This is a genomic window from Nannocystis pusilla (assembly GCF_026626665.1).
Classification (GTDB): Bacteria; Myxococcota_A; Polyangia; order Nannocystales; family Nannocystaceae; genus Nannocystis; species Nannocystis pusilla.
Genome location: NZ_JAPNKE010000002.1, coordinates 9,596,007 through 9,611,069 on the forward strand (window position 1 = coordinate 9,596,007; position 15,063 = coordinate 9,611,069).

Here is a 15,063-nt window from a genome sequence, read left to right on the forward strand (position 1 = left end):
CAAAGGTCATGACCCCGGAGTGCAGGCCTGACCTTCGCGATCGATCTGGAAGTGCACCCGCGGCGCCCCCTCGCCGCGCTCGAGCTCGACGGTGAGCCCGAGCGCGTCGCCCGGAGCGATCGGCTGCTTGAATTTGAGCCTGCCGACCCGCGTCGGCTCGCCGAGCTCGGGCCACAGCGCCTGCACCCGGTCGAGCACGAGGGCCACCAGCTGGGCCACCCCGGGCAGCACAGGCTCGCCGGGGAAGTGGCCGGCGAAATAGAGCAGGTCGGCGGGGACGCCGACGGCGAAGGTCGCGGTCTCGCCGCCGGCGGTGTCGTTGCGCCGCACCAGCTCGAGGTCGAAGCGGTCGCGCATCAGCCGAGGTCGCCGAGGCCGATGACGTCGGCCATGGAGTAGAGGCCAGGCGCCTTGCTGGCCACCCACCGGGCGGCCCGCAGGGCGCCGCGGGCGAAGATCGCCCGGTCGAAGGCGCGGTGGGTCAGCTCGAGGCGCTCGCCGTCGGCGAGGAACATCAGGGTGTGCTCGCCGATCGAGTCGCCGCCGCGGACCGCCGCGACGCCGATCTCGCCGCGCTCGCGCGGACGGGCGTGCTCGCCGGCCCGGTCGGTGCGCATGACGCCCTCGAGCTCGCGCCCGGTCGCCTTGGCCACGGCCTTGGCGATCCGCAGGGCCGTCCCCGAGGGGGCGTCGCGCTTGTGGCTGTGGTGGATCTCGAGCAGCTCGGCGTCCCAGCTCTCGCCGAGCGAGCCGGCGACGAGGCCGGCGATCTTGGTGAGGAGGGTGACGCCGACGCTGAAGTTGGCGGCGCTGACGATGGCGATCTCGCGCGAGGCGTTGCGCAGCAGCTCGCGGGTGGACTTTTGCAGGCCGGTGGTGCCGAGCACCAGCGGCACGCCGGCCTCGACGCAGCGGCGGATGTTGGCCTCGGTCGCGGGGGCCAGCGAGAAGTCGACGACGACGCTGTTGCGCCGCGGCCGCAGCTCGTCGACCACGGTCACGCCGATGTCGTGCAGCCCGGCGAGCCGGCCGGCGTCCTGCCCGAGCCCGGCGCCGCCCTCGCGGTCGACCGCCGCCTCGAGGATCATGGAGTCGCTGAGCACGATCTCGCGGATGAGAGTCTTGCCCATGCGCCCGCGGGCGCCGACGATGCTGATGGGGACGAGGCGTTCGGTCGTCATGGTGGTATCGTCTGGCCTTTGGGACCTGTCTCTCAGGACAGGAGGCCGAGGGTGCGCAGGGTGTCGGCCAGACCCTCGCGGGCGGGGCGGTCGAGCGGGACGAGCGGGAGGCGGATGTCGTCGGTGCAGCGGCCCTGGAGGGCGACCGCCGCCTTGACCGGGATCGGGTTGGGCTGGCTGAACAGGGCCCGGGCCAGCGGGTAGTGGCGGTCGTGCAGGGCGCGGGCCTCGTCCCAGCGGCCGGCCGCGGCGGCGTCGCACAGGCCGGCGACCCACTGCGGGGCGACGTTGGAGGTGACCGAGATGACCCCGTGGCCGCCGAGCGCGAGGAACGGGAAGACGGTGAAGTCGTCGCCCGAGAGCAGGGCGAAGTCGCTGCGCCCGGCCAGCAGCTCGCGCAGGCGCGCGGCCCGGTTCAGGTCGCCGGTGGCCTCCTTGATGCCGACGATCCTCGGGTCGCCGGCCAGCTCGGCGACGGTCTCCGGCAGGAGATCGCAGCCGGTCCGCCCGGGCACGTTGTAGACCACCACCGGCAGGCCGCTGGCCTCGGCGACGGCGCGGAAGTGGGCGACGAGGCCGGCCTGGGTCGGCCTGTTGTAGTAAGGAGTGACCTGCAGCGTGCCGTCGGCCCCGGCGGCCTTGCAGGCCTTGGCCAGCGAGACGGCGTGGGCGGTGTCGTTGGCGCCCGCGCCCGCGAGCACGGGGACGCGCCGCCGCGCGGTCTTGACGGTCAGCTCGACCACGCGGACGTGCTCGGCCGCGCTCAAGGTGGTCGCCTCGCCGGTGGTGCCGCACGGCACGAGGCCGTGGATCCCCGCGGCGATCTGCGCCTCCACGAGGGCGATCAGGGCCGGCTCGTCGAGCTCGGACGCGCCGCCGGCGGTGCGCCGCATGGGAGTGATCAGGGCGGTGAGTGCTCCGCGGAACATGAGCGGGCGGACACTAGCACAGGCTCCCAGGCGCGCGCGCGTCCGCGGGCGCGCGCGGCTCCGGACGCGCGCGAACGTTGTGCGCGGCGCCACCGAGGGCGCGCGCGAGCGGCCCGGCGAGCGACCGCCGAGGAGCCGCGGGGTCGAGCGCGGGTCGGTGGGAGACGAAGAGAGATCGAGCGCCGCCGGCGGCCGCCGCCTGTCCAGCGCTCGGCCCCGCGGCTACGGGCCCGGCGGGGTGGGCCAGGAGATCGCTTCGTGGACCGCCAAATACTGCAGGCCGCCTTCGCCGAGGCGGGCCAGACACAGGCTGGCGCTGGCCGGGCTCGGGCGCGGGCCGCCGGCGATCGGGAAGGTGTGCTCGCCGGCGTCGGCGGGGCAGCGGGTCGAGGTGATCCAGGTGCTCGTGCGGCCGGGCAGAGCCGGGACGGCGCGGAAGACGGCGAGGATCAGGTGCAGCGCGGGGTCCGAGGGGGCGTCGTGCCAGCGGACGACGACGCCGCGGCCGGGCTGGAAGGCGGCGTAGAGGCGCGCGCGCGAGCGCTGGGCCAGGCGATCGGCCAGCGCGAGGGCGTGGCCGTGCAGCGGATCGGCCGCGAGCACGCGGGCGACGACCCGGCGCGCCTGCTCGAGGTGGTCCTGCTGCATGTACAGTGGGCGAGCGTGGCGCTGACGAGGGTGGGCGCTTCAGCCATGGTCGTCCTCCCAGGTGGCGGCGGCGCCGAGGACCGCGTGGGCCAGCCAGGCCGGGGTCAGGAGGGGGCGCGCGATCTCGACGTCGCGGGCGATCTGGGCCACCAGCGCCGCCGCGGAGGGGAACCGCTCCTCCGGGCGCAGGCGAGCCGCGAAGGCGACCTCGACCGGGCGGTCGTAGAGCGACTGGCCGAGGTCGACGTCGAGCGCGTGGACCTCGAGGGTCTGGGTCCCGCCCTCGCCGAAAGTCGGGTTTTGACCCAGGTTCATGACCGCGGGCCAGAGCTTGCCGGCGTCCGGATCGGGGGTGACGAGCGCGAGCGCGCCGGCGTAGACGCCCGGCGGGGGCAGCAGCGGGTTGCGGACAGCGACGTTGGCGGTCGGGAAGCCGAGATCGCGGCCGCGGCGGGCGCCGGAGACGACCGGGCCCTCGACGCTGTAGGCGCGCCCGAGCATGGCCGCGGCGGCAGGCAGATCGCCGCGCTCGACGGCGCGCCGGATGCCCGAGCTGCCGAGCTTGGCCTGGGCCGGATCGGCGGGCAGGCTGACCTCGGCGACGACCTCGACGCGGACGCCGGCAGGGCCGAGGACGCGGCGCAGGTCGTCGGGGCCGCCGGCGCGGCCGGAGCCGAAGCGGAAGTCGGGGCCGACGACGACGGCGGCGGGGCGCAGGCCGGCGAGCAAGAGGTGCTCGACGAAGGCGTCGGGGCTGGTGTCGGCGAGGGCGCGGGTGAACGGGAGGACGACCAGGCTGTCGACGCCGAGGGCCGCGGCGACGCGGGCGCGCTGGGCGAGGGTCTGCAGCCGCGGCGGGGCGCGCTCGGGGGCGAGGACCTGGGCGGGGTGCGGATCGAAGGTGACGAGGGCGACCCGCGGGGCCAGGCCGGCGGCGCGGCGCAGGAGCGCCTGGTGGCCGAGGTGGAGGCCGTCGAAGGCGCCGATGCACGCTGCCGTGCCGGGAGGAAGGGGCGTGGGCTGCCGCAGGAGGCGCATGGCGACCGGCGGCGAAGCTAGCACGCGTATGAGGGCGCGGAGCGCGGGCGGCGCGGGGCTTGGCTCACGCGCGGGGCGCCGGACGGCGTCGGCGGGTCGGTTCGCAGCAGGACGGAGCGTGACGGGCGGGTTTGCCGGGGCACGAAGGGACGGTGACGTCACGGAGGCGAGATCGGGCTGCTCGCCGGTAAGGAGGTCGAGGAGGCAGTGGCGCGGCCGGGGGCTGAGGCGAGTGAGAGCGGAAGCGCGGACGGGCCGGCGGCTTGCGGCGAGAAGGTGTAGGGTTTCAGCATGCCGCGGCTGTCGCTCGGGCTCTGGTTGATCCTCGTATTCGGCTGCGGAGAGTCGGCCCGCGAGGTGTACACGCAAGGAATGAAGGCCGAAGGCGAGGCCGAGCGCGGGCCGTGCAAGCTGGTCTTCGATCAGCAGCTCGGGCAGAACGTGATCTCGGCCGACCAGATCCAAAGCTGTCTCAAAGGCCAGGAAGAGGCGCTGGCGCTGTACGACAAGGCCTCGGCGCTCGGCCTCAAGGACCTCGACTTCGAGCGGACGCGCGAGCAGGCGCGCGAGCGGGCCAAGCGGCTGCAGGGCATGCTTTCGACGCTGCGGGAGCTCGAGCAGCCCGAGTACCCGGGCGGCAAGGCACCCTGAGCGGCTGGCCGACGCCATTCCGGGGATCGATCAGGGAGCACGGTTCGCCGCCGCGGGCTCGGCCGGGGCGACGGTCGTGGTCGCTGGCCGAAGAGGAGCGATCTGTTCGTCGAGGCCGGGGAAAAGTCGAGCCCGGACGGTCGTGCTCGCTGGCCGCCGCTGCGGCCCATCAGGCGGTCCAAGGACTGGACCGCGCAACTCCAGCGGCCCCGGGTCGCCGTCGCCATTCGGGTGAAGCGACGATGCGCGGCCGGAGCGGGGCACGGCCCACGGTCGTGCTCGCTGGCGCGGCCGGGATCAGGGAGGGCGCCGCCCTCGATCCAGCGGACGATCGCCAGCATCTCCGGGTAGGGCAGGGGGGCGTCGGGGGGCATCGGGTCGCCGCGGACGCCGTGCAGGGCCTGGCCGTCGTCGTCGCGCAGGAGCACCTGGACGAGGAAGCTCTCCGAGGGGCGGCGCGGGACGACCATGGGGAAGCCGGTCGACTGCCGGCGGGTCGGCAAGACCAGGCCGGCGAACGCGTCCTGCGGCGAGGACAGGTCGAGGCGCTCGTAGGCCAGGTCGTCGGGGTCGCGGTGGCAGCTGCAGGCGGGGTTGTTGCTGGAGAACACCTGCCCGGGGGCGAACAGGTCGGTCAAGGTCGGCGCCGGCTCGGGCGGGTCGGTCTTGCCGTCGTCGTCGGGCTCGCGGACGTAGAACTGCAGGATGAAGAGGGGGCCGCCGTCGTCGGCGACCCACCCGGGGTGGTGACGTCGAGCTGTTCGCCGGCCCAGCCGACCGCGGAGGGGGCCAGGCGGACCCGGTGGAGCACGCCGGGGACCAGCGGCTCCTTGGCCCGCAGGGACACGACGCTCCCGGGGCACCACGGGGCGTCGGCGGTGCCGCTGCTCTCGCCCGGCGGGCGCCAGGCGAACAATTGCAGGTCGAGCTGGGTGTCGAAGGTGACGAGGCCGGAGCGCAGGGAGGCGTCGAGGTCGTCGAGGGCGCGCGGGTCGAGGGTGCCGGAGAAACAGAAGTCGATCTGGGCCCCGGAGGCACGTCCTCCGCCATGGGGCCGGGGATCGTCTCGAGGATCTCGAGGCGCTCGGAGATCGGCTCGAAGCGCGGCGTGTCGCTGACCCGGGTGCAGGCGAGGGCCGCTGCGAGCGCGATCCCGGCGGCGAGGCGGGCGGCCAGGCGCGCGGAGAGCGGCCGCTGGCGGCGTGACGGCATCGGCTTGCAGCGTACCCGTCAGCGCACAGGAGAGCCAGGAGCGACCGGGAGGACCGGGAGGGCTTTTCCCCACGGCTCGCAGGGACTCGGCCGCGGCCGCGAAATCACCGAGAAATCGCGGACAGGACGCGGGTAAATCGCGGATCCATCGCGGGCCCGCGTCCTGAAGTCCCGTGCAGGGCGGCTCTGACGGGGCCGTGGCGGTGGAGGTCGGCTTGTTGACCCTTTGCGCCGGCCCCTGGTATCGTCGCGGCGATTTCGGCAGTCGCCGCGCCCGCCCGGGCACACCCCGGCTCCATGACCCTCGGGTCCGGAGCCGGATCTTACGACCCCTCCAAACCGACGCCTGCCACGATCTCGAACCAGGGAGCCTTCTGGTGCTGCGAACAACGCGATTCGTCAAGCTGATCCCCATCGTCGTCGCGGCCGCGTGTACCGCGGGCTGTGGACCCTTTGGGTACCTCAAGAAGGTGGCCAAGGAGTCGACCCGGGCGGTGGCGGACGCCGAGGCGGCCGGCGCCGAGGAGAACGCGCCCTATGAGTACTGGGGCTCGGTGACCTACCTGGAGCAGTCGAAGATCTTGATGGGCTACAGCGAATACGAGCGCTCGTTCGACTACGGCGAGCGCGCCAAGCAGCTCGCCGAAGAGGCGAAGAAGAAGGCCGAGATGCGGCGCAAGGGGCAGATGGACCAGCGCGCCGAGGGTGTGGCCACCCCCGACGAGCTGCCGGCCGGGACCACCGGCGACGGCAAGGCGGCCGGTGACGGCAAGGCGAGCGGCGACGCGAAGGCGAGCGGCTCGACCGGTGCGGGCGGCGCCAAGGGCGAGGTCAAGGCCGGCGTGTCGGTCGGAGGTGGCAAGTGAACCGCCTTACTGTTTGTGTCGTCGCCACGGTGGCGAGCTCCTTCGTCGGGCTCGGGTGTCTCGGCGAGCGCCTGCTCGGCAAGGTCCAGGGCACCGATACGGTGCTGCAGGGCGCGATCGCCGACGGCTCGAAGTCGATCGGCTGCGCGCCCAAGGAGACGGCGATCGCCGAGGCGAACATCCGCTTCTCGCGCGACGCGCTGGCGATGGGCGAGTACTACCGCGGCAAGGACCACGCCGAGAAGGCCGAGCTGTACACGCAGCTGGCCCGCAAGAAGACCGACCCGGTCCGCTGCAAGGACCCGAACGTGGTCAGCCGCCCGCCGGTCGGCGCCAACGACCGCGACTGGGACGGCTACGACGACATCGCCGACAAGTGCCCCGACGACCCGGAGGACTTCGACAGCTTCGAGGACGACGACGGCTGCCCCGACAAGGACAACGACAAGGACGGGGTCCTCGACGCCGACAAGCTGACGAAGGACGAGGCGCGCAAGAGCTACACCTGGTCGACCAACGACAAGAAGACGGAGAACGGCCGCACGATCGACTGCCGCAACGAGCCGGAGGACGTCGATCAGTTCGAGGACGAGGACGGCTGCCCCGATCCGGACAACGACCGCGACACGATCCTCGACGTCAACGACAAGTGCCCGAACGACCCCGAAGACTTCGACGGGTTCGAGGACGAGGACGGCTGCCCCGACGTCGACAACGACAAGGACAAGGTCCTCGACGCGGCCGAGCTGGTGCGCAACCCCGACGGGACGTACCAGTGGATCAACAAGGACAAGAAGACCGAGAACGGCGTCGAGGTCGACTGCCGCAACCTGCCCGAGGACTACGACGGCGTCGAGGACGAGGACGGTTGCCCGGATGTCCTGAAGATCGACAACTGCCAGATCAAGCTGTCCGACAAGATCTACTTCAAGTTCAACAAGTGGGACATCGACCCGAAGAGCTTCAAGGTGCTCGACGAGGTCAAGGACACGCTGAACGCCGCGCCGGACATCAAGATCTTCATCGAGGGCCACACCGACAGCAAGGGCTCCGACAAGTACAACAAGACCCTGTCGCAGAAGCGCGTCAACAGCGTGCGCGACTACCTGGTCAAGGCCGGCATCGACACCGCCCGCCTCGAGCCGATCGGCTGGGGCGAGGAGAAGCCGATCGACAGCAACAAGACCAACGAGGGCCGCGCCAACAACCGTCGCGTGGAGTTCAACCTCAAGGACTGCAAGAAGACCATCCAGTGATCGGCGCCGCGCGCCGAACCCCCTGGACACCCAACGCCGGCTCCGAGCCGGCGTTCGGCTAGAAGGAGCTCGAGATCCTGTGCGAACGCAGACCCTCGTCCGTCCCCGTCGACTCCGCCCTGCGGGCCTGCTGTCCGCCGCCCTGTCGCTGGCGGTGATCCTGTCCTCCGGGACAGCCCTCGCCGACTCGCGCGACGACCTCAAGGCCGCCTACAACAAGGCGCTCGGGCAGTACAACAACCTCGAGCTCGACCAGGCGCTGGCGGCCCTCAACGAGGGCCTGGCGGGCACGACGGCCGACGACCCGGCGACCGCCCCGCTGCGGATGCTGCGGGCGGTCATCATCTTCTCGAACTCGGGCAACAAGAACGAGACCACCGCGGCGTTCGTCGACGCGGTCAAGGCCGACTACAACGTCACCATCCCGACCGAGCTGCGCTCGCCCGACCTGCAGAAGCTGCTCGACAAGGCGCGCAAGGACTCCGGCGCGAGCGCCCCGAGCGAGTACGTCCGCCACACCTCGCCGTCGGTCGACGGCTGCGGCCAGGACCTCAAGTTCGAGGTCCTCACCTCGGGCATCCCCGACGGCGGCCAGGCCGGGCTCTACTGGCGCAACGTCGGCGACTCCGGCGAGTTCAAGTCGGTGACGATGGACGCCTTCGGCAACATCGCCACCGCCCAGGTGCTGGCCTCGGAGCACGGCGACAAGCCGGTCGAGTACTTCGTCTACGTCTACGACGGCGCCAACAAGGCGCTCGGCAACAAGGGCGCGCAGGACAACCCGCTGGTCGCGGACGTCAAGTGCGTGAAGGAAGTGCCGAAGGAGAAGGAGCCGGAGAAGCCGCCGCCGCCGAAGCACTCGCTGCCGAAGATCTTCATCAATATCGGCCTCGGCACCGGCGTCGGCGTGGCCCGCGGCGTGGCCGACCAGAGCTACAGCCAGTACACCCCGGCCGGCAACTTCAACTACGGCCTCAAGGAGTTCGCCTGCGCCCTGGCGCGCTGGAGCAGCGGCACCGGCGACCTGCCCGGCGACCCGGTCCAGTACCAGACGCAGATGGGCCCGACGGTGATGGCCTACGGCACGCCGTACTCGGTCGAGCAGCTGGCGGGGGCCTACAACGCCGGCGAGTGCGCGGCCCACCACAAGGTCAGCACCGGCATGGCCTCGGCGCCGTTCCACATCGCCCCCGAGATCGGCGGCCGGCTCGGCAAGTCGAAGCTGGTGCTGTCCGGCTTCCTCCGCATCCAGGCGGTGACCGGCTCCAAGGTCTATCGCGACGACCCCAAGGCCTCGCTGCCCGACTCGTACATGAACGACGTCACGAACCCCAACCCGGAAGGCATCCGCAGCAAGCCGGGCGTGACGATCGCGGGCGGCCTCAAGATCAAGTACTTCCTCGGCTCGGACGAGAAGAAGTTCCGCCTGTTCGTCGGCGGCTTCCTCGGCGGCGGCTTCACCCGCCTCCGCGTCCCGATGGGCTTCGCCAACGACCGCAACGGCAACAGCGTGCCCGACGACAAGGAGACCGCGTTCGAGAACGGCGGCCAGTGCACCGCCGTGTGGCCGTACAAGTACGACTGCGGCGACCCGGGCTCGATGGCGAGCGTCGGCGCAGGCCAGCAGGCCGCCCAGGTCTCCGCCAACGCCGACAAGACCCAGCGCATCGACACCGTCCGGATCGGCGGCGGCATGCTCGGCGGCGTGTTCGGCTTCCACTGGCAGGCCGCCAAGCACTTCGGCCTGTTCGGCGAGCTCCAGGTCGGCGTGTGGTTCCCCCGCACCACGAGCCTCCTCATCGACCTCAACATCGGCCCGGTCATCACCTTCTAAAAAGGGACAGGTCCTCCGGGACAGGGCGCGAGGGACATGTCCGCGAGGGCATGTCCCTTCGTCGTATCGGCGGGCGACCGTCAGGTGGCGCGCAGCAGCGGGGCGGCCAGCGCCAGGGCGGCGGTCACCGCCAGGGTGATCGACGCGGCGTGGCAGACGCGGGCGAAGCGACCTGTCCTGCGGGACAGCCACTGCAGGGCCGCGTCCTCCTCGAGCTCCGCGAGCCGGCGCAGCGTGGCGGCCAGCTCGCCGCCGCGGTCGGCCGCCCGGACCGCGCGGGCGAACCCCGCCGGCAGCCCGGCCTCCGCCAGCGCGGCCCCGAGCTCGCCGCCCTGCGCCACGCCGGCGCGCGCCCGCTGGGCGGCCTGCGCCAGCTCGCGGTCGCCGGCCTCCCACGCCGCCAGCTCGAGGGTGACCTGTCGCGGCGCCTCCGCCGTGGCCAGCAGCGCGAGCGCGCGGGCGAAGCGGGCCAGGGCCAGGCGCCGTCGTGCCTCGACCAGCCCGGCGGCGAGGCCGAGCGCGCCGGCTCGCAGCGACGGGAAGATCGCCAGCAGCGCCGCGGCGACCACGACTGCGGCGGCGACGAGACCTGTCCCGAGAGACAGCCACGGCGCGACCGCCAGGACGTCCGCCGCCGCGCCGGTCGGCACCAGGTCGAGGCGGCGATAGAGGCCGCCGACGGCCGGGACCAGCACCGTCGACAGCGCCGCCGCGCTGCCGAGCAGCACCGCCGCGGCGGTGATCGTGCGCATGGCGGCGGCGCGCACGGCGGTCCGCGTGGCGTCGGCCCGGGCCAGCAGCTCGATCAGGGCGGCCAGAGTCTGATCGAACGAGCCGCGAGCGTCGGCCTCGCCGAGCGCACGGGCCGCGAGCCCGCCGGAGAGTGGTCGCGTGCTGGGCGAACGCCTCGCCGACGCCGGCCCCCGACTCGACCGCGAGCTGGGCCCCGTGCAGCGCCCGCGCGACCGCGCCGCGGCTGCTGCGGGCCCCGAGCTCGAGCGCCTCGGCGGCCCCGACCCCGGCTGTCCTCAAGGTCGAAATTGCCGCAGGGCCGGCAGCAGCGCCTCTGCGGGGGCCTCCGCCAGGCGCGGCGCGCCGCGGCGGCTGCTGCGGTCGACGCGGGTGACTCGCAGGCCGCGGCGGCGCAGCGCCTCGATCACCTGCACCTCGTCGACCCCCGCCAGCTCGCCGCCGCGGATCTCCCCGGCGCTGGTGCGAGCCTCCCACACGAACAGCGGCATACCTGTCCTTCGGGTCAGTCGGTGGTCACGCGCAGGACCTCGTCGATCGAGGTCGTGCCGTCGACCACGCGCAACAGCCCCGCCTGTCGCAGCGGGCGCATGCCGAGCCGCACCGCCTCGGCCCGCAGCTCGAAGGCGCCGGCGCCGTCCATGATCCGCTCGCGCAGCGACTCGCCGATCGACATGACCTCGAAGATCGCGGTGCGCCCGCGGAAGCCGCCGTGGCAGGCCTTGCAGCCGCGCGCGCCGGGGCGAGGCGTCGCGCGCCAGCGCCGGCGGGACCCCGGCGTCGACCAGCCGCTGCACGCTGCAGCTCGGGTCGGGCTCGGCGCACTCGGGGCACAGGCGTCGCACCAGCCGCTGGGCGATCACCAGCGAGGCCGCGGCCGCGATCACGTGCGGCTCGACGCCGAGGTAGACGAGCTGGACCAGCGCCGCGGCGGCGTCGCCGGCGGACAGGGCCGCGAGCACGCGCCGACCGCCGGCGGCCGCCTTGGCGCACAGCTCGGCGGTTTCGAAGTCGCGCAGCTCGCTGACCATGACGATGTCGGGGTCCTGCCGCAGCACCGCGCGCACGGCCGCCGCGGGGCCGAGTTCGGGGTGGACCTGGACCTGCGAGACGCCCTGCAAGTGGTACTCGACCGGGTCCTCGACGGTGGCGATCCGCACGCTGTCGGCGGTGAGCTCGCCGAGCGCGGTGCACAGGGTGGTCGAGCGGCCGGCGCCCGCGAGGCCGGCGACCAGCACGAGGCCGTGCGCGCGGTGCAGGGCGGCCCGGACCTGGCGCAGAGGTTCGCCGTCGATGCCGAGCCGCGCGAGGTCGGCCGGCAGCGCGGCGCGGTCGAGCAGGCGCAGGCGCAGCGCCTCGCCGAACACCGTCGGCAGGGTGACCACGTGGAACGCGACCTCGCGCTCCTTGCCGGCCTTGAAGCGCAGGCGGCCCTCGAGCGGCAAGCGGCGGTCGCCGACGTCGAGCCCGGCCTGCTGCTTGAACTTGCCGATCAGCGACGCCCCGTAGCCGAGCGGCGGGTCCATCTCGTGGTAGAGCGCGCCGTCGATGCGGTAGCGGACCCGCATGCCCTTCTCGTACGGCTCGATGTGGATGTCCGACGCGCCCTTCGCCAGCGCGTTGCGCAAGATCGCCTCGCACAGCCGCCCGGCCATCGTCTGCTCCGGCTCCGACAGCTGCGGCGGCGGCCGCTCGCGCTCCGGCAGGCTGACCGCCGGCTCGAGCCCGAGGCCGCCGAGGACCTCGCCGTACGGCGCCGCCAGATCGACCTTGTCGTAGTAGCGGGCGATCGCCGCCTCGATCGCGGGCTCGAGGCTGACCACCGCGTCGATGTTGAGGCTCGTGTGGAACTTGAGGTCGTCGACCGCCAGCATGTTGTTGGGGTCGGCCATAGCGACGATGAGCTTCGACCCGGCGCGCTGGACGGGGACCGCGAGGTGACGCACCGCGAGCGACTTGTCGACCGTGCGGATGACGGACGGATCGATCTCGTGGGTGGCGAAGTCGAAGTAGGGGACCTTGAAGTGCTCGGCGAGGAAGCCGGCCAGCTGGCGCTCGCTGATGAAGCCGAGGCGCAGCAGGATCGTGGTCAGCCGCTTGCCGAACGCGCGCTGCTCCGACTGCGCCCGCTGGAGCTGCGGCAGCGAGATCAGGTCGCGATGGACCAGGAGTTCGCCGAGTCGGTCTGCCATGCGGGCTCGGCCGGCGCCGGCGGGCGCGGCCCAGGGCGCAAAAGCCTACAGCTCACCGCCCGGCCCGCCAAGCGAGGAAACTTTCGCGGCCGGGAGCGCCTGTCCTTTGCGCCACGGCCCGGGCCCACGGACCGCTGTCCGGCCGCGGCGGCGCGACCGGCTCCATGGCCAGGAGACCTGATTTTTTCGCCACGTCGCGGCGCTATCGCCTATTCTCCGCGGCCGCCATGCCACCCAACGACGGCCGTCCGCTGCGCACTCGCCCCGCCACTCGCCCCGCCGAACCCTCGCGGCCGCAGCGACGCAGCAGCGGCGGTGAGGCCGGCAGCGACGCGCCGCCGCGCCGCCGCACCCAGGGCGGCCACCCGCGCCCGGCGGTCCGCGGCCCGCACGTCAAGGTGCCGCACGAAGTGGCGCGACTGCTGCGCGCCGGTCACCCGTGGGTGTTCCGCAACGCCGTCCTGCGCCCGCTCGCGCTGCCCGAGGGCGCCGTCATCCCGGTCATGGACCCCGACGGCTACCTGATCGGCCACGGCCTCCACGAGCCCGAGGGCGCGATCGCCATCCGCATGCTGAGCCTCACGCCCGAGTTCGAGTGGAACGAGGCCGAGATGCTCGCGCGCGTGCGGGCCGCGGCGCGCCGTCGCAGCTTCGGCGTGCCCGCCGAGGCCTGCCGCCTGATCCACAACGAGGCCGACGGCTTCCCCGGCCTCGCCGTCGACCGCCTCGGCAGCCACCTGCTCGTCTACAAGTACGCCAAGATCGCTGAGACCTACCTCGACGCGCTGGTGCCGATCCTCGAGCAGGAGTTCAAGCCCGCCGGCATCTACATGCAGGACCGCGTCCGCGGCGTCACCCCCGACGACCGCCGGCCGCCCGCGTTCCACCTGGCCGGCAAGGCCGCGCCGCCGGAGATCGAGCTCGACGAGGATGGCCTCAAGTTCCTGGTCGACGTGACGGCCCCGGTCTCGCCCGGCTTGTTCCTCGACCTCCGCGAGGGCCGGCGCCTGTTCGAGGCGTGGTCGCGCGATCGCAGCGTGTGCAACCTGTTCAGCTTCACCGGCGCGTTCGGCCTGCGGGCCCTCCGCGGCGGCGCCCGCTCGGTGACCCACGTCGACGCCGCGGCCCGCAGCCACGCGCGCTGCCGGCAGAACCTCAGCGCCTCGAAGATGGACCCCGAGGCGATCGAGACGATCACCGGCGACGCGTTCGCGCTGCTCGAGAAGTTCCGCCAGCGCGGCCGGGTGTGGGACCTCGTGATCGTCGACCCGCCGCCGTTCAGCAACGTCAAGGGCAGCACCTTCAGCGCGCTCAAGGACTACGGCGAGCTGATGCGCGCCGTCAGCGGCGTCGTCAGCCCCGGCGGCCACGTGCTGGCGATCAGCAACGCGGTGCGCCTCGGCGAGGAGGAGTTCCTGCTGGCCGTCGGCGAGGGCGTCCACGCCGCCGGCCGCGCCGCCCGCCTGGTCGGCGAGTGCGGCCTCCCGCCCGACTTCCCGGTCCCGCCGGCCTTCATCGAGGGCCGCTACCTGAAGATCAAGCTGCTGCAGTTCGACTGAGAGCGGCGGTCGGGTAGGGGCTGTCCCTTGGACAGCTCGCTCGCGGGAGGCTGGGAGCTGTCCCTACGGACAGCCAGCTCGTGCGCTACGAGTGCTCCGGTCCGCGGCGCTCGAACGGGCGCAGTGGGCTGACGCAGGGCCGACGTTTCGGTTCGCGTCGGCGCGAGGCGCTCGAAGAGGCCGATCCGCGGCGCCGCGGGTCCGGCTCGTGAGAAGGAGTGACCGAGCATCGCCGTGTCAGCTCCAGCTCCTCAGTTCGACTGCGGTGCGGCCCGTGGCGGCGCGCGCAGCCGCAGGCGCCGCGAGGCTCGCGGTTGCTGCCCACGGATGAACACGAACACCAGGCTCGACAGGCCGATGCCGCCGAGCAAGCTGGCGGTGAGCTGGCCCCATCCGCTCGTGGCGAGCATAGCGACGGCGGCGCTGGCGGCCAGGAACAGCACGCAGATGCCGAAGCCGAGGTACTGCCCGCGGGCGATCTGCCGCCGCTGCGCGGCGCGATCGAGCGCGCGGGCCCGCAGCTTCTCGCGGCGGAGCTCGAGCCGCTCGAGCTCGATGCGGTGCAGGTGCGCCTGGGTCGCCTGCGCCATGCGAAAGATCAGCTCCCGGCCCTCCGGCGGATAGGCGGCGAGCTGCTCGGGAGACGGCAAGGGGCTCGAGCCGCGCAACATCGCGAGGATGGAGATCGAGGAGCGCCCCGAGAGCTCGCGGCCCTCGGCGCGGCGAGGTTCGTTTTCTGCGGGAACGACGAGCTCTTCAGAAGACACGCGCCGGAGGCTAGCGCGCCGAAATTCGCGCGCAACTTCGCGCGCGTACTACCGCGGGGGCAGGCGATCGGCGTAGCTCTCGTAGATGCCGGCGAGGTCGCGACGGATGGCCAGGAACTCGCGGGCGATCGCCTCGGCATCGCTCATGCGGCGCTGCGGGGCTTGCGCCTGGCGGCGCGG

At 73.0% G+C, this 15,063-nt stretch carries 14 protein-coding genes; 5 read left to right on the plus strand and 9 right to left on the minus strand.

What is annotated here, in order from left to right; all coding sequences use genetic code 11:
• Positions 1-6: 6 nt before the first annotated feature.
• The 5 genes from OV079_RS42445 to OV079_RS42465 all read right to left on the minus strand — a co-directional run bounded on the left by OV079_RS42445 (position 7) and on the right by OV079_RS42465 (position 3,796).
• On the minus strand, positions 7-357 hold the full coding sequence (locus tag OV079_RS42445) for an ApeI family dehydratase (protein WP_267775436.1): 351 nt from the start codon (positions 355-357) through the stop codon (positions 7-9).
• Positions 357-1,181 (minus strand): 4-hydroxy-tetrahydrodipicolinate reductase, encoded by an 825-nt coding sequence (dapB, locus tag OV079_RS42450; RefSeq protein WP_267775438.1) that lies wholly within the window; start codon positions 1,179-1,181, stop codon positions 357-359. The genes OV079_RS42445 and dapB overlap by 1 nt, the downstream gene beginning before the upstream one ends.
• Positions 1,182-1,213: 32 nt before the next feature.
• Positions 1,214-2,110: a 4-hydroxy-tetrahydrodipicolinate synthase gene (gene dapA / locus OV079_RS42455; RefSeq protein ID WP_267775439.1), complete on the minus strand. Its 897-nt coding sequence runs from the start codon at positions 2,108-2,110 to the stop codon at positions 1,214-1,216.
• Between the two features lie 222 nt (positions 2,111-2,332).
• A complete protein-coding gene (locus OV079_RS42460) occupies positions 2,333-2,758 on the minus strand; it encodes a hypothetical protein (protein ID WP_267775441.1) in 426 nt (141 codons plus the stop codon).
• Positions 2,759-2,797: 39 nt separating this feature from the next.
• Positions 2,798-3,796, minus strand: a complete 999-nt coding sequence (locus tag OV079_RS42465; protein WP_267775442.1) for a bifunctional riboflavin kinase/FAD synthetase — start codon at positions 3,794-3,796, stop codon at positions 2,798-2,800.
• A 291-nt stretch (positions 3,797-4,087) separates the two neighbouring features.
• Here OV079_RS42465 and OV079_RS42470 point away from each other — a divergent pair, with 291 nt between their 5' ends.
• Positions 4,088-4,447 (plus strand): hypothetical protein, encoded by a 360-nt coding sequence (locus tag OV079_RS42470; RefSeq protein ID WP_267775443.1) that lies wholly within the window; start codon positions 4,088-4,090, stop codon positions 4,445-4,447.
• Positions 4,448-5,081: 634 nt separating this feature from the next.
• Here OV079_RS42470 and OV079_RS42475 read toward each other — a convergent pair.
• Positions 5,082-5,363, minus strand: a complete 282-nt coding sequence (locus tag OV079_RS42475) for a hypothetical protein (protein WP_267775445.1) — start codon at positions 5,361-5,363, stop codon at positions 5,082-5,084.
• A gap of 673 nt (positions 5,364-6,036) precedes the next feature.
• On the opposite strand from OV079_RS42475, the gene OV079_RS42480 reads away from it, so the two are divergent.
• From OV079_RS42480 to OV079_RS42490, 3 genes are all read left to right on the plus strand, one after another.
• Entirely contained in the window at positions 6,037-6,525 is a 489-nt protein-coding gene (locus tag OV079_RS42480; protein ID WP_267775446.1) for a DUF4398 domain-containing protein, read from the plus strand.
• A gap of 29 nt (positions 6,526-6,554) precedes the next feature.
• A complete protein-coding gene (locus tag OV079_RS42485; RefSeq protein WP_267775447.1) occupies positions 6,555-7,781 on the plus strand; it encodes an OmpA family protein in 1,227 nt (408 codons plus the stop codon).
• Positions 7,782-7,860: 79 nt separating this feature from the next.
• Positions 7,861-9,615 carry a hypothetical protein gene (locus OV079_RS42490; RefSeq protein WP_267775448.1) on the plus strand — a complete coding sequence of 585 codons (1,755 nt, stop codon included), beginning with the start codon at positions 7,861-7,863 and terminating at the stop codon, positions 9,613-9,615.
• A gap of 80 nt (positions 9,616-9,695) precedes the next feature.
• Here OV079_RS42490 and OV079_RS42495 read toward each other — a convergent pair whose 3' ends face one another.
• Both OV079_RS42495 and OV079_RS42500 read right to left on the minus strand, forming a co-directional pair.
• Positions 9,696-10,382, minus strand: a complete 687-nt coding sequence (locus OV079_RS42495) for a type II secretion system F family protein (RefSeq protein ID WP_267775449.1) — start codon at positions 10,380-10,382, stop codon at positions 9,696-9,698.
• Between the two features lie 261 nt (positions 10,383-10,643).
• Positions 10,644-12,557: a GspE/PulE family protein gene (locus tag OV079_RS42500; RefSeq protein WP_267775450.1), complete on the minus strand. Its 1,914-nt coding sequence runs from the start codon at positions 12,555-12,557 to the stop codon at positions 10,644-10,646.
• Positions 12,558-12,784: 227 nt separating this feature from the next.
• Here OV079_RS42500 and OV079_RS42505 point away from each other — a divergent pair, with 227 nt between their 5' ends.
• Positions 12,785-14,116, plus strand: coding sequence for a class I SAM-dependent rRNA methyltransferase (locus OV079_RS42505; RefSeq protein ID WP_267775451.1), 1,332 nt, complete (start codon positions 12,785-12,787; stop codon positions 14,114-14,116).
• Positions 14,117-14,367: 251 nt separating this feature from the next.
• Here OV079_RS42505 and OV079_RS42510 read toward each other — a convergent pair whose 3' ends face one another.
• The gene (locus OV079_RS42510; protein WP_267775452.1) at positions 14,368-14,883 is read right to left on the minus strand and encodes a hypothetical protein; all 516 of its coding nucleotides are present in this window, start codon (positions 14,881-14,883) and stop codon (positions 14,368-14,370) included.
• Positions 14,884-15,063: the final 180 nt, after the last annotated feature.

Coding starts and splice junctions, on each gene's coding strand:
- OV079_RS42445 (WP_267775436.1), bottom strand. CDS start 357: ATGCGCGACCGCTTCGACCTCGAGCTGGTGCGGCGCAACGACACCGCC.
- dapB (WP_267775438.1), bottom strand. CDS start 1,181: ATGACGACCGAACGCCTCGTCCCCATCAGCATCGTCGGCGCCCGCGGG.
- dapA (WP_267775439.1), bottom strand. CDS start 2,110: ATGTTCCGCGGAGCACTCACCGCCCTGATCACTCCCATGCGGCGCACC.
- OV079_RS42460 (WP_267775441.1), bottom strand. CDS start 2,758: ATGCAGCAGGACCACCTCGAGCAGGCGCGCCGGGTCGTCGCCCGCGTG.
- OV079_RS42465 (WP_267775442.1), bottom strand. CDS start 3,796: ATGCGCCTCCTGCGGCAGCCCACGCCCCTTCCTCCCGGCACGGCAGCG.
- OV079_RS42470 (WP_267775443.1), top strand. CDS start 4,088: ATGCCGCGGCTGTCGCTCGGGCTCTGGTTGATCCTCGTATTCGGCTGC.
- OV079_RS42500 (WP_267775450.1), bottom strand. CDS start 12,557: ATGGCAGACCGACTCGGCGAACTCCTGGTCCATCGCGACCTGATCTCG.
- OV079_RS42505 (WP_267775451.1), top strand. CDS start 12,785: ATGCCACCCAACGACGGCCGTCCGCTGCGCACTCGCCCCGCCACTCGC.